A 13,857-nucleotide genomic window follows, 5' to 3' on the forward strand; every position below is an offset into this window, starting at 1 on the left:
ACCATGAAGACCGTGTACCTGCAACCCAACGTCGCCTTCGAACCGCTGATCTGCCGCTGGTATGCGTGGCCCTTCCTGATGGCGCCGGCCACGCTGTCGCTGGTGATGAAGAACCGCCTGCTGCCCATCCTCGAGTCTTTCGTCGAGGACCCGGAGTTCCACCGCTCGGCCGTGCGCAACCCGAAGATGCGCGGCGGCCCCTTCGTCGACCATGACGGCGACGTGGCCGCGGCCGAGACGCTGCTCGCGCAGATGCGCAGCAGCGTGCGACCGCAGCTCGAACTGGCCCAGGCGCTGGAGAAGGCCACCGAGCTGCTGGAGCAGACCGGCAAGGGCAACTCGCTCGAACCCCTGTACGAGCGCATTCCGCAGCCCTTGCGCGGCGTCGTGGAGCTGGGCTACGACCTGCACAACCACGCCTCCTTGCGCCTGATCGAGCCGCTGCTGTATGCGGACGCGCTGTACGACACGTCCTTGCAGTCGGTGTTCCTGCGGCCCATGGGCAGCAAGCCGAGGCCGTTCGTCATGAGCACGCCGCTGATCGACTGTTCGGGCGGCGTGCTGGTGAACGCACCGTTCGCCGATCCCTTGTGGGACGAACTGGCACGCGCGCGGGAAGAGGGGCTCGACGAGCCGGCCTTCGCCTCGCTGCGCTCGCGCGTGCAGCAGCACTGCGCCGACATGACCCGCTTCGACAGCCTCTTCACCGAGACACCGCCAGCGATCCGCCATTCAGCCCCGCCGCAGGACGGGGTGCGCGTGCGCTATTTCGGCCATGCGACGCTGTTGATCGAAGGGGCGGGCCAGTCGGTGCTGGTGGACCCGAGCTTCGCCTATTCCGCTTCCGCAGGGCTGGACTGCTTCGACTTCCACGACCTGCCGCAGCACATCGACTACCTGCTGCTGACGCACAACCACCAGGACCACGTGCTGTTCGAGTTCCTGCTGCAGCTGCGGCACCGGGTGGGCACGGTGGTGGTGCCCAAGTCCAACGGCGGTTTCCTGCAGGACCCGTCGCTCAGGATGATCCTCGAAAAGGTCGGATTCAAGTCGGTGATGGAGCTCGACGAGCTGGGCACGATCGCCCTGGGAGATGGTTCGATCACCGGCCTGCCTTTCCTGGGCGAGCACAGCGACCTGCACATCCGTTCCAAGCTCGGTTATGCGGTGGAACTGGCCGGCAAGCGCGTGATGTGCCTGGCCGACTCCAACAACCTGGACACTGCGATGTACCGGCGCATTGCGCGCCTGGTCCCGTCGCCGGACCTGATGTTCATCGGCATGGAGTGCGAAGGCGGCCCGATGTCGTGGCTGTACGGCAGCTTCCTCACCAAGCGGCTGAGCCGCGAGCACGACGAGGCACGCCGGCTCAACGGCTCGAACTTCGCCCGCGCCAAGTCCATCATCGACGACCTGCGCCCACGCGGCGTCTTCGTCTATGCCATGGGAGCCGAACCCTGGTTCTCGCACATCACGAGCATCGTGTACGACGAACGCTCGATTCCCATCGTGGAATCCAACAAGCTCATCGACTACTGCATGACGCGCGACATCCCTGCTGAGCGGCTGTACGGCAAGCGAGAGATCGCCTTGACGCAGCAGGCCACCGGGTCGGTCGGCGTGAACCAGGACACCCCATGAACAAGATCATCCAGTCCCTGCGCGACCTCGGAAAACGCTTCTGGTACCTGTGGCTCGGGGAAGGCATCACGAGCTTCGGCGTGCAGATGGTGCAGTTCGCCATCGGCATCTGGATCTACCAGCAGACCGGGTCGGTCCTGAGCTTCGTGGGGTCGGTCACGGCCGGCGTGCTGCCGGCCTTGCTGATCATGCCTTTCGCGGGCGCGATCATCGACCGCACGAGCCGGCGCACGATCATCATCACCTGCGACTGCGTGGGCGCCCTGATGTCGGCGATCTTCCTCGTGGCGGTCATCACGCACCGGCTGGAGGTGCATCACCTGTACATCTTCGCGGCGGTGTCGTCGGTGCTGGGCGCCTTCAGCGGCCCGGCCTACCAGGCGTCGGTCAACTCCATCATCGCGCGCGAGCACCTCACGCGCGCCAGCGGTGCGATGGGCATCAGCCAGACCACGCTGGGCATCGTCACGCCCACGCTCACGGGCTTCCTGCTCGCGAGCATCGGCCTGTCAGGCCTGGTGTCGCTGGACCTGCTGACCTTCCTCATCGGTGCGCCGCTGGTGTGGCGGGCGTTCTCCAACCTGCGCCACGGCGTGCCGGCGAGCACCGACGATGACAAGCCTGCCGACCGGCCTTCGCCGCTGCGCAACTTCAAGCGCTCGCTGGAGTTCTTCACCGAAGACCTCACCATGCTGAGCCTGCTGGCCTATTCACTGATCCAGGCGGCCATGATCGCGCTCGCGTCGACGATGGTGATCCCGCTCATCCTCAACCAGCATTCCCCCGAAAACCTCGGCGTGGCGCTCACCTTCGGGGCAGTCGGCGCGCTCGTGGGCAGCCTGCTGATGGTGGTGGTGGACAGCCCGCAGCGGCGCATGAAGGTCATCCTCGGCTGCGACGCCGTGCTGACCATCTGCGTCATCCTGGCCGGATTCGGCGGCTCCATCGTGCGCTACAGCATCCTGGAGTTCATCGCCTCGGCCGCGGCCAGCGTGGGCGGCAGCTGCGCCTACGCGCTGTGGATGAGCAAGGTGCCGGTGGCGCGCCAGGGCAGCATCCTCGTCGTGTTGAGCAACGCCGCGATGCTGACGACGGTGGTCACCGTGATCCTCGGAGGCATCTTCGTCGGCGTGCTGGAGGCCAAGCTCACCGCAGGAGGCGGCATTGCGGCCTGGATGTCGCGCGAGTGGCTGTCGCTGGGCAAGGCCACCGCGGTCGGCATGATGTTCGTCATTGCCGGGACGGTGGGCCTGCTCGCGACGCTCAGCGGCTTCGCCTACAAGCCGCTGCGCGAACTCTGATGCCGCGCCGGCCTTCTACACCGCGGGAGCGCTGAAGAAGGTCTCGCGGCGGATGATCTTGTCGTCCGCGAAGAAGTAGACGTCGCAAAAGCGCACGCTCAGGTCACGTCCGGCCCGGTCGGCCCCGCGGAAGGAGCCGGTCACGCTCAGCGACTCGCCTCCCGGGCCGTAGAAGACCGATTCCAGCTGGTGCCGGCCGGTCTTGATGATTCGCCTGTTGGCGTAGAACTGGCGCAGTTCGTCCAGCCCCTTGATCGAGTCGTAGCCGGGACGGTGGTACTCGACGTCCGGGTGGAAGTGATCATCCAGCCGTGCCCAATCGGATGAATCGATGTGCTGGAACATCAGCAGCACCTTGTGTTCCAGAAGATGGTCCATCATGGTGTCTCCTTCGCACTGAGAAAGAAGCCGCCATTGCAGCGGCAACCGTCGGCGACAACTGTGCGCCCGGGAGCGTGCGGCGCATCTACGAGTTCTCGGAACGCCGTGGCGATGCGGCTGCCTAGACTGGCCGTGCGCCTGGTCCATGGAGCGGGTGCCTGGTCCAACCCAACCGAGAGACACCCAGATGCAACGCGTCATGCTTCGCGCAAAGATCCATCGGGCCACCGTCACGCAGTGCGACCTTCACTACGAAGGTTCCTGCGGCATCGACGAAGACTTGCTGGAGGCCGCCGACATCGTGGAGTTCGAGAAGATCGAGCTGTACAACGTCAACAACGGCGAACGCTTTTCCACCTACGCCATCCGCGGCAAGCGCGGCAGCGGCGAGATATCGCTCAACGGCGCGGCTGCGCGGCGCGCCCAGCTTGGCGACCTGCTGATCATCTGCACCTATGCGCCGCTGACGGCGGCCGAGGTCGAACGCCACCGTGCCCGGGTCGTGTTCGTCGACGCCCAGAACCGCCTGACCAGCGTGAAGGGCGGCGATTGAGCTGAGCGGCCATGATGGAATACCTCAGCGTTGCATCCGTCGCCCTCTTCGAGTTCTGGCTGGCCTATCCCGCGGCCTATGCATTGAAGATGCCGTGGGAACAGGCGAGCGTGCTGATCGCGCTGGCGTCCTCCATCGGGGCGCTCACGACCATCTTCCTGGGCGCGCGGTTCCGCGCCTGGGTCCTGCGCAAGGTGAGCAGGGAAGGGCGCATCGTCAAGCGCACGAAGCGCTTCCTGGACAAGGGTGGCACGGTCGGCCTGGGCCTGCTGGCGCCGTGGATCCTCGGCCCCATCCTGACCTCGCTGGGCGCCATGGTGCTCGGCGCGGATGAACGCCAGCTCGCTCGCTGGATGGTGGCCGGCATCTGGCTCTGGGCGGTCTGCCTGTACGTGCTCATCAAGTACACCGGCAGCATGGACTGGATGTTCGCCGTCGCCCGCTAGCCAGGGTTCGTGCCTGCTGCGAGATCGAATTCGAAGCTGGCGCCATCGGGCGTGTTGGCAGCCCTGAGCTGGCCGCCGAACTCGGCGACGATGCGGCTGGAGATCACGAGCCCCAGGCCCAGCCCTTCACCATGGCGCTTGGTGGTGAAGAAGGGTTCGAACATGCGGTCGAGCACGTCGGGTGGCAGTCCGGTTCCAGTGTCGGACACCCGCACCATCACCCGGCCTTCAGACGGCACCGCGCTGATCGACAGCCGCTTGTGCTGCGTGGATCGCATGGCGTCGAGTGCATTCGCCACGAGATTCACCAGCACCTGTTCCAGCCGGTACGAATCGCACAGCACGAGCAGGTCCGGCGGCACCGCCACGTTCAGCGACACACCCTGGACGGCAATGCGCTGTTCCAGCAGCGCGAGCGAGCTGGTGACGCTGGCGAGGAGCTGCACCGGTGCGAACGGGAGTTCGGCCCTGCCGGCTGACAGCTTCAATTGCGCCGTGATGCGTCCCATGCGCTCGGTGAGGCGCGCGATGGCCTGAAGCTTCGGCACCAGGTCCTCCACGCGGTCTCGCTCGATCAGCGTCTGGCAATTGTCCGAGATGGCACGCAACGCGGTCAGGGGCTGGTTCAGCTCGTGCGTGATGGCCACCGACATCTCTCCCAGCAGCGCAAGCCGTCCCGCCCTGACGAGCTCGTCTTGCGCGCGGCGCAGGTCGGCTTCCGTGCGCAGGCGTTCCGCGATCTCGCTTCGCAAGGCGGCATTCGCTGCGCTCAACTCCGCGGTGCGCTCGGTGACGCGATGTTCCAGGTCGGCTGCCAGTTCTTCGATGCGCCCCAGCGAGAGCTTCAGCAGCGCGTTCTTTTCGTTGAGCTTGCCCCTGAGCAATCCGACGTGCGAGGCGACGGCCACGAACCGCATCAGCATGCACACCAGGGTGACCCAGAGGATGAAAGCCTCTGCCGCGGTCGACGCCGGCAAGGTGAGGCGTTGCCATACCGTCGCCAGCACGAGCGCGATCGCCAGGCCCGCGATGGACACCCACATCAGGAAGGCGCGGGCGTTGAACTGCACCAGGCCGAACGCACCGGTGACGAAGGTGCTGGCCAGGAAAAGGAACGCGAGTTCGGGAACGAACCCCAGGAAGCCGAACGCGACCACGCCGGCGAAACACATCTGCCCGGTGAACAGGTTCGGCTCCTTGAACCGAAGGTTGAACCCGGTGCGCACCGCCATCGCGAAACCGAGGTTTCCCACGGCCGTGAAGCCGGCATACAGCACGGGCACGGCCCACCCCACGGTGCCGGCCGCGGCGTACATCGACAGCAGCACCGTGGCCGTGAGGTAGTTCGTGAACGAGACCCGGATCATCCGCAGCCGGCGCGCCTGGTCGCGAGCGACGCCATTCGCCGGACCCGCGTCCGCCGTCGAGAAAGCTGGTGCGGCGGCTTGGACCGGCAGGCGGGAATGTTGTTCTTCAATCATGGTTCGGGGCGGTACACGTCAATGTATCGCAGGTGCCATGCAGCACGAGCGTGCGATGCATGCTGCGCCGGATGACCTCTCCTCGCCACGAAGGAACGTCGTTTGCTGCTCGGCATGAGGTCTTCCATGCAGAGGTGTTCCCCATGAAACTTCCCAAGCTGCTGTCCTCCGTGCTGATCGGTGCCGTTGCAAGCGCGCGATCCATGACGCCCATGGCGACCATCGCAGTGGCGCGGTTGGCGGGTCGTCGACCACCGGGGCATCTCGTCCTGTTGGACCGCCCCGTGGTCAAGTGGGGAGCCTTGGCGATGGGCGCCGGCGAACTGGTCGGTGACAAGATGAAGACCGCGCCCGACCGCACCGTCTTCCTGGGGCTGTTGGCACGCGTCATGAGTGCAGGTATTGCCGGCGCGGCCTTGGCGCCCCGGGGACGCGAAAGGGCCGGCGCAGCGGTCGCAGTCGCCACCGCTGTACCGCTTGCCTATGCCACGCTTGCCGCGCGCAAGCGAGCCATGGCGCGGATCGGTCAGACGCGCAGCGGCTTGATTGAAGATGCACTGGTCGTGGCCGCAGGTGCCGCGATCGTGGCGCTATCGGTCAGGCAGGGAGGACGACATGCAGCGCGCCGCCCAGGGTTGGCCTGACACGCCCCGGAGCACGGGATTCACGAAAGCGCCGAACGCAGGTATCGGGCAGTCGGGCTGGCGTCGTTGCGCGAGACCTCGTCGGGCGTTCCACTCGCCACGACACGCCCGCCCTCGTCGCCGGCACCAGGACCCACGTCGATGACCCAGTCGCACGCGGCGACCACACGCATCTCGTGCTCGACCACCACGACGGTGTTGCCCGCGTCCACCAGGTGATTGAGCTGCGCCAGGAGCTTGACCACATCCGAGGGGTGCAGGCCCGTGGTGGGCTCATCCAGCACGTACAGCGTGCGGCCTCGCTGTGCACGCTGAAGTTCGGTCGCCAGCTTGATGCGCTGGGCTTCACCGCCCGAGAGCTCGGTGGCGGGCTGCCCCAGCCGCAGGTAGCCCAGGCCGATCTGGCTCAGCAGTGCCAGCGGGCGGACCAGCGAAGGCTCCTGGGAGAAGAACCCATGGGCTTCGTCAACGGTCATCCGCAGGACGTCGGCGATGTTCCGGTCCTGCCAGCAAACCTTGAGCGTGGCCGGGTTGTACCGTGCGCCGTGGCAGGTCGGGCAAGGCGCATAGACGCTGGGCATGAACAGCAGTTCGACGCTCACGAAGCCTTCGCCCTCGCAGGTGTCGCAGCGGCCCTTGGCGACGTTGAACGAGAAGCGGCCGGCATCGAACCGCCGGGCGCGGGCGGCCGGCGTTGCGGCGAACAACTTGCGGACGTGGTCGAACAAGCCGGTGTATGTCGCGAGATTGGAACGCGGCGTGCGGCCGATGGGCTTCTGGTCCACCTGCACGAGCCGGCCAATGCGGTCCATGCCTTCGCTGATGCGGCCTCGCGTCGCTTCGTTCGAGGCCAGGTCGTCGTCGATGCCTTCGTCAGTCTCCACGGCCGGGCGTTCATGGCCCAGCGCCTGCGAGACCAGGTCCACCAGCGCCTGGCTGACCAGGCTGGACTTGCCTGAACCGGAGATGCCGGCCACGGCGGTCAGGCAGCCCAACGGAAAGTCGACGTCCACGCCGTGCAGGTTGTTGCGGCACACGCCTTCCAGCTTGAGCCAGCCCTTGGCCGGGCGCCAGGGCGCCGGCGTGGTGCGCTCGCTTGGGAACAGGAATTCGGCCGTCCGCGACGCCGCCACCCCGGCCAGGCCGGCCGGCGGCCCGCTGTACAACACCTCCCCGCCGCGTTCGCCGGCGTCCGGACCCACGTCGACAAGCCAGTCGGCCTGCCGCATCAGGTCCACGTCATGCTCGACGACGAAGAGCGTGTTGCCGGCATCCTTGAGCCCTCGCAGCGCGCTCAGCAGCGCTTCGCCATCGGCCGGATGCAGCCCGGCGGACGGTTCGTCCAGCACGTAGATCACACCGAACAGGTTCGAGCGGATCTGCGTGGCCAGCCGCAGCCGCTGCAGTTCGCCGGAAGACAGCGTGGGCGTGCTGCGATCGAGCGACAGGTAGCCCAGGCCCAGGCCTTGCAGCGTCGAGATGCGTTCCAGCATGTCGTGCGCCATGCGCTGCGCAGCGATGAGCTTTTCCTCGGACAGGTGCGACGTGCGCCGCACGTCCGGCGCGGCACGGTGTTCGCTGCGGCCCTCGGCGACCCGCGTCGCCGCATGCCGGCGCGACTGCGATCGCGTGATGCTGTTCGTGGGCTCGGCGGCATCGGCATGGCCGGCGGAGGCAGGCCTGAGCACTTCGGCGAGGTCTCGCAGCGGCAGTCGCGACAGTTCTCCGATGTCTCGCCCGGCGAACGTGACCGACAGCGCCTCGGGCTTGAGCCTCTTGCCCTTGCACGCGGGGCAGTCGCTGGCGACCATGTAGCGCGAGACGCGTCGCTTCATCAGGGCGCTTTGGGTCGTCGCAAAAGTGTGCAGCACGTACTTGCGCGCGCCCATGAACGTGCCCTGGTAGCTGGGGTCTTGCCTGGACCGCAGCGCTTCGCGCGTTTCGGCGGGGCTGAATCCGGCATACACCGGCACGGTCGGCTGCTCGTCGGTGAAGAGAATCCAGTGGCGGGTCTTCTTGGGCAGCTTGCGCCATGGCGTGTCCACGTCGATGCCGAGCGTCACGAGGATGTCGCGCAGGTTCTGGCCATGCCACGCAGGGGGCCATGCAGCCACGGCGCGCTCGCGGATGGTCAAGGTGTCGTCGGGCACCATGGACTGCTCGGTCACCTCATGCACCCGCCCCAGGCCATGGCAGGTCGGACACGCCCCTTGCGGCGTGTTGGGCGAGAAGTCCTCTGCGTAGAGCATCGGCTGGTGGGCAGGGTAGTGTCCGGCCCTTGAATACAGCATGCGCAGCAGGCTGGACAAGGAGGTCGCGCTTCCGACAGAGGAGCGCACGCTTGGCGTGCCGCGCTGCTGCTGCAAGGCGACGGCGGGCGGCAAGCCATCGATGGCGTCCACCGCCGGAACGCCCACCTGGTCGATCAGCCGGCGTGCGTAGGGTGCGACCGACTCGAAGTAGCGGCGCTGGGCCTCTGCATAGATGGTGGCGAAGGCCAGAGACGACTTTCCCGAGCCGGACACCCCGCTGAAGACAACCAGCGCATCGCGCGGGATGTCCACGTCCACATTCTTCAGGTTGTGTTCCCGGGCGCCGCGCACGCACACGAAGCCGGGCCGGCCCTTGTCAGGCCTGGGGAGCGATGGGTCAGGGTCGAGCTGGCGTGGGCGGTTCACAAGGACCGAGTTTGCACACGGACTGCCACCGGTGGATGTAGGACACCGGCTCGAATGACGCGCTGCGATTCAATGAGACATCAGCACCGGCGCGGTCATCGCATCCAGCAGTCCACGCGTGGCGCCGCCCAGCAGCCGCTCGCTCCAGCGGGCATGGCCATAAGCGCCCATCACGATCAGGTCGGCGCTCAGGTCCGCGGCGCGCGACAACATGGCTTGCGCAATCGGAATTCCACTGCGTTCCACATGGATTTCCGCCGTCACGCCCTGCCACATCAGCCAGCGCTGCAATGCATCGAGGCTCGGGCGCAGGCCGCCGTCTTCGTTGCGCTGTTCTTCCCACGACACCACGTGGACTGTCTGCGCGGCCCTCAGGAAGGGCAACGCATCGGCCACGGCGCGTGCGGCTTCTCGGCTGTTGTCCCAGGCCACCATCGCGGTCGTTCCGACCGTGTCGAAGCGGCCGGCGTACGGCAGCACGAGCGTGGGGCGCGCGCTGTAGAGGATGACCTGCTCCACCGTCTCGCGCATCGCCGCGTGCCCGGGAGAGGACGGGTCGGCCTGGCTCAGCACGGTCAGGTCGCTGCAGTGCGCGTGGCTCACCAGCGAGCGCGCCTTGCTCTCGTCATCGACCTGGGTTTCGAAAGACTGGAACCCAGCCGCGCGGCAGGTCTGCCGGAACTGTTCCACCGATTGCGCGGCCTCGGCGCGCAAGGTGTTCCACGCCAGCGTGGCGTACTCCGCCAGCGAGGCGGCCGATTCGGTGGCCACCGGCATGTCGACGATGCCCGTGGGCGCCAGCCCGACCAGGTGGGCTTCAAACGACTTGGCGATGCGGATGGCGCAGTCGACGCGCGACGCACACAGCGGTGACGAATCCAGCAGGACGAGCAGGCTACGGTAGGTCATGAGGTTCTCCATTGATCAATGCGACATCAGCACGGGCAGGTCCAGCGTGCGCAGCATGCCGTGGGTGGCACCGCCCATGACGCGCTCGGCCCAGCGCGGCCGGCCCCAGGCACCCATCACCACGAGGTCCGCGCCGATTTCCGTGGCCCGGGTACGCAGCGTGGCCGAAATGCCGTCCTTGACCTGTGCCACGTGCACCACGCACCGCACGCCGTGCGCATGCAGCCAGTGATACAGCCCATCCAGCCGCTCCCGTGCCTTGCCGGCATCCAGGTCGCCTTCGTCTGCCCAGAGCGCGTGCACATGCTCGGCACGCTGCAGGAAGGGCAGGGCATCGCTGGCGGCACGCGTGGCTTCACGGCTGTCGTCCCAGGCGAGCAGGATGCGTCGGGCCATCGAGTCCGCAGGCGCACTGTCGGGCCACAAGAGCGTTGGACGTGGGTTGTGAAGCACCACTTGTTCAATCGCTTCGCCGCGCTCGCGGCCGGCCGCGGCATCGGGGCGCGCCTCGCCCACGAGCACCAGGTCGGCAAAGCGTGCGTGCCGCAAGACGCTGGCCGCGGTGTCCGCTTCTTCGATGACGACCTGCACGTCGCCCAGGCCAGCCGCCGAGCAGGCGTCGCGAAAGGACTGCGCGGCGGACTCGGCGCGATCTTTCAAGGCGTCCCACGCCCTGGCCGCGCGTGCGGCCAGTTCACGGTTGGAGGTCCGCAGGTCCGGCAGGTCCGCCAGCCCCGTGGGCGACAGGCCCGCCAAGCGGCTGCCATGTTCACGGGCCAGGCGGATGGCCGCCTGCGTGCGCTTCGCGCTCTCGGCAGAGGCGTCCAGCAAGACGAGGATGCTTCGAAAGGTCGTGCCCATGGTGGAGGTTCCAGAAAAGAAGCTATGCGAAGTCTAGGAATGGGCCGCGCGGGTGGATTGCGCTGCATCAAGCCTCGACGAGGTTTGAGATGGACTCAAGCCAGCATCAGGAGCGTCGCCACCCCGACGAGCATGACGGTGCCAGCCGCCACCAGGGTGTGGTGCCGCACGCGGCCGCGCCCATAAAGCAGCACGGTGGCGGTCTTCACGACGGTGTTGCTCAGCAGGGCCACGCACAAGGCCGTGGCGGCCTGGGCCGTCTGCACCTGTGTGTGGCCGTCGTGAGCCAAGGACAGGGTGATCGCATCCACGTCAGCGGATCCGGCGAGGGCGGACACCACGTAGAAGCCGGACTGGGGCAGATGGATCTGTGCCAGCCGGATGAGCAGAAGGATGACGGCGAACAGCAAGCCGAATCGCAGGGCCTCCCCCAGCTGGAACGGGTTCCGCACGGCCAGCGAGCCGGCATCCGCTGCAGCCGTGCGCGTACACAGCAGGTAGTGGGCGAGGGCGAAGGCACCGGTGGCAGCGCCCATGGCAGTCAGCGGAATCCACACCGCTTGCAGCAGCGACGGATTGACGACCGCGACAAGCACCAGGACGCGCAAGAACATCACCAGCCAGGACAGCAGGATGCCGGTGGCCTCGCGGTTGCCGGCCGGCGACGCCTCGGCGCTTCGGCTTGCGCGCGCAAAGCTGAGGGTGGTGGCGGTGGACGACACCAATCCGCCGGCCAAGCCGGTGATGGCCGTGCCGCGGCTGGAGCCGAGCCACCTCATGGCCAGGTAGCCCACGAGGGACAGCGCCGAGGTGAGGATGACCAGCAGCCAGAGCTGGTAGAGGTTGACGGCATTCCATGGATCGACCGGCGTTCTCGGCAGCAGGGGCAGCACGATGAACGACATGCACATCAGCTTGATGGCTGCCAGCAGGTCTTCGGTGCCGATCTTGGCCACCAGGACATGCAGCGGCTGCTTGAACGCGAGCACGGCCGAGACGGCCACGGCCAGCGCCACGCCCAGGGCAGCATCGCCCACGACGACCATGGCGCCCAGCAACACCACGGCCATGGCCGCAATTTCACTGGTGAGTCCGGGCGCCTGATCGGCTGGATCCCTGCCGCGGCGGACGTAGCCGGCGACGACGACAGCGCTGACGGCAGCCAGCGCGATGGCGAAGACCCAGGCGGACGCGAGCTCTCGCGCCAGCCATGCGGAGGTGGCTCCCACCAGCGCCAACAGGATGTGCGTGCGCACGCCACCGAGGACGCGCTCGGGCTCCGAACTCCTGCGCTGCTCGCGCTCCACGCCGACCAGTGCGCCGATGAACAGCGCGACCAGGAAATGACGGGCGACTTCCAGATTCATGCTGTGAAGTGTCCAGGACGGCCGCGGGTGACGCTTGCGTTGCGTCAAGGGAACTCAGCGATCGAACGCTGGCGCTTGGAAAAGATTCGTACGGCCCGGGTGTCGACACAGAACCCGGACCTTCCGGCAGACGGCCTACTTGCGGGCCCACCCCGCCCGCGTCATGCATTCATTGACGGCGTACCGATAGTCCTGCATGTCCTGCGCGGTGGCAGCAGGATTGCCGACGCTCGCGGAATTCGGGTCGGTGCCGGCCGATGGCATGGGGCGCGGCGCCAGTGGCTGCTTGGAAGCCTCGGCCCGACATTGCGACATCGTGGCCCTCAGGTCGGCATCGGTGGCGCCCGGTCTTGTCCAGGCGGCGGGGAGCACCGGTGCGGCGCAGGCGGTCAGCAGACACAGGAGCAGGGCAGGCAGCTTCATGGACTGGGCTCCACGCTGAAACTCAACTTCCCACGGACTTCCCGATCGCGGGACTTTGGAGCATACATCTGCTTCAGGCTGTGACGGATGTAGGGGGCGAGCAGCCGGTTGAGCCATGGGGTACGGTGCCTGACCGAAATCCAGATGTCGTCGCTGGCGGCACCGAACTTGCGCTTCATGTCGTGGTTCGTCGAACCCAGGTCGACCATCGAGCATCCGCGCGTCACCGCATGCTCGATCGACCGCAGGACGATCGCATACCAAAGGTTCAGCTGCCGCGATACCGCATAGTCGAGACCGATGACCATGCATTTCACCTGGTCGTGCCGTTCCAGCAGAAGCCCGAATCCGACGCAGCGGCCGTCCTGTCTTGCCACCAGCAAGCGCGAGGAACCCAGTTGGCGTGCCATCGCATGGAACAACGATTTCGGAAGTGCCTGTGTGCGTGCCTCGGTGGCGCGGGCGTTCACCGCCAGGTACAGCGGGTACAGCTCGTCGACCAAGTGATCGAAGCGTTCCATCACGTCGAAGGCCAGTCCGCTCTCGCGCTGGTGCCGCAGCACTTGCTTCAGGTAGTAGCGCTTCTTGGCAGGCAAGGTGTCGAGCCATGCATCCAGAGAAGCGGTCGAACGCAGGTCGACCCGGCTGCGGTCAAAGCACAGCACGTTGACGAATCCGGCGTCGCAGTTGTCCTGCAGCACGGTCGCATCGCGACCGCTGGAGAACTCCTTCAGGACGATCAGGTCGTGCGGCACCGCTCGTGCCAGAAAGGAGCGCAGTGCTGCCATGAAGTCGGCAAACCGCAGCACGGCTTCATCGAACCAGAAAGCCTGCCCTCCCGCCACCGTCCCGCCCAGCACCAGAACGCGCAGAGGGATCAATCCCGCAATGCGCCTGCCGGTCAGGGACACATAGGCCAGCCCGCAGATGGCTCCCGCCGCATCGATGCATGCCACGTAGTGGTGAGAGGCCTCCGGAGTGGCTTCGGACACAAGGCGCAGATAGTCGAGATCCAGCGAGAGTTCGCCGGCGCTGACGTGCCGTTCCCAAGCCTGCTGGAATGAAGTCTCACGAGGGTTGTCGACGATTCTGAACTGTGGGGTCATCTCGGTGAATCCTCATGGGGGCCTGCTCGAGTCGCAACCTGCCCGTCAGGTTCATGGGTGGCTTTC

13 protein-coding genes are annotated in these 13,857 nt (G+C 66.7%); 5 read left to right on the forward strand and 8 right to left on the reverse strand.

Annotated features, from left to right (window positions below; genetic code table 11):
• Positions 1-3: 3 nt before the first annotated feature.
• Positions 4-1,641: an MBL fold metallo-hydrolase gene (locus DZC73_RS25145; protein ID WP_124543136.1), complete on the forward strand. Its 1,638-nt coding sequence runs from the start codon at positions 4-6 to the stop codon at positions 1,639-1,641.
• Positions 1,638-2,942 carry an MFS transporter gene (locus tag DZC73_RS25150; RefSeq protein WP_124543137.1) on the forward strand — a complete coding sequence of 435 codons (1,305 nt, stop codon included), beginning with the start codon at positions 1,638-1,640 and terminating at the stop codon, positions 2,940-2,942. The genes DZC73_RS25145 and DZC73_RS25150 overlap by 4 nt, the downstream gene beginning before the upstream one ends.
• A 15-nt stretch (positions 2,943-2,957) precedes the next feature.
• Here DZC73_RS25150 and DZC73_RS29810 read toward each other — a convergent pair whose 3' ends face one another.
• Positions 2,958-3,323: a nuclear transport factor 2 family protein gene (locus tag DZC73_RS29810; protein WP_161974735.1), complete on the reverse strand. Its 366-nt coding sequence runs from the start codon at positions 3,321-3,323 to the stop codon at positions 2,958-2,960.
• Between the two features lie 187 nt (positions 3,324-3,510).
• Here DZC73_RS29810 and panD point away from each other — a divergent pair, with 187 nt between their 5' ends.
• Entirely contained in the window at positions 3,511-3,876 is a 366-nt protein-coding gene (panD, locus tag DZC73_RS25160) for an aspartate 1-decarboxylase (RefSeq protein WP_124543139.1), read from the forward strand.
• Between the two features lie 11 nt (positions 3,877-3,887).
• On the forward strand, positions 3,888-4,322 hold the full coding sequence (locus tag DZC73_RS25165; protein WP_124543140.1) for a hypothetical protein: 435 nt from the start codon (positions 3,888-3,890) through the stop codon (positions 4,320-4,322).
• Here DZC73_RS25165 and DZC73_RS25170 read toward each other — a convergent pair.
• Complete coding sequence (locus DZC73_RS25170; protein ID WP_124543141.1) at positions 4,319-5,803, reverse strand: sensor histidine kinase; 1,485 nt, start codon at positions 5,801-5,803, stop codon at positions 4,319-4,321. The genes DZC73_RS25165 and DZC73_RS25170 overlap by 4 nt on opposite strands.
• Before the next feature lie 143 nt (positions 5,804-5,946).
• On the opposite strand from DZC73_RS25170, the gene DZC73_RS25175 reads away from it, so the two are divergent.
• Entirely contained in the window at positions 5,947-6,447 is a 501-nt protein-coding gene (locus tag DZC73_RS25175; protein WP_124543142.1) for a hypothetical protein, read from the forward strand.
• A 20-nt stretch (positions 6,448-6,467) separates the two neighbouring features.
• Here DZC73_RS25175 and DZC73_RS25180 read toward each other — a convergent pair whose 3' ends face one another.
• The 6 genes from DZC73_RS25180 to DZC73_RS25205 all read right to left on the reverse strand — a co-directional run bounded on the left by DZC73_RS25180 (position 6,468) and on the right by DZC73_RS25205 (position 13,791).
• Positions 6,468-9,125 carry an excinuclease ABC subunit UvrA gene (locus DZC73_RS25180; RefSeq protein WP_198414971.1) on the reverse strand — a complete coding sequence of 886 codons (2,658 nt, stop codon included), beginning with the start codon at positions 9,123-9,125 and terminating at the stop codon, positions 6,468-6,470.
• Between the two features lie 69 nt (positions 9,126-9,194).
• Positions 9,195-10,034, reverse strand: a complete 840-nt coding sequence (locus DZC73_RS25185; RefSeq protein ID WP_161974736.1) for a universal stress protein — start codon at positions 10,032-10,034, stop codon at positions 9,195-9,197.
• A 15-nt stretch (positions 10,035-10,049) separates the two neighbouring features.
• A complete protein-coding gene (locus DZC73_RS25190; protein WP_124543144.1) occupies positions 10,050-10,895 on the reverse strand; it encodes a universal stress protein in 846 nt (281 codons plus the stop codon).
• Between the two features lie 95 nt (positions 10,896-10,990).
• Positions 10,991-12,262, reverse strand: coding sequence for an MgtC/SapB family protein (locus tag DZC73_RS25195; protein WP_124543145.1), 1,272 nt, complete (start codon positions 12,260-12,262; stop codon positions 10,991-10,993).
• Positions 12,263-12,397: 135 nt separating this feature from the next.
• A complete protein-coding gene (locus DZC73_RS25200) occupies positions 12,398-12,685 on the reverse strand; it encodes a hypothetical protein (RefSeq protein ID WP_124543146.1) in 288 nt (95 codons plus the stop codon).
• On the reverse strand, positions 12,682-13,791 hold the full coding sequence (locus DZC73_RS25205; protein WP_124543147.1) for a GNAT family N-acetyltransferase: 1,110 nt from the start codon (positions 13,789-13,791) through the stop codon (positions 12,682-12,684). Before DZC73_RS25205 ends, DZC73_RS25200 begins: the two co-directional genes overlap by 4 nt.
• Positions 13,792-13,857 lie beyond the last annotated feature (66 nt).

The sequence above is a fragment of the Rhizobacter terrae genome, assembly GCF_003852895.1.
Classification (GTDB): Bacteria; Pseudomonadota; Gammaproteobacteria; order Burkholderiales; family Burkholderiaceae_C; genus Albitalea; species Albitalea terrae.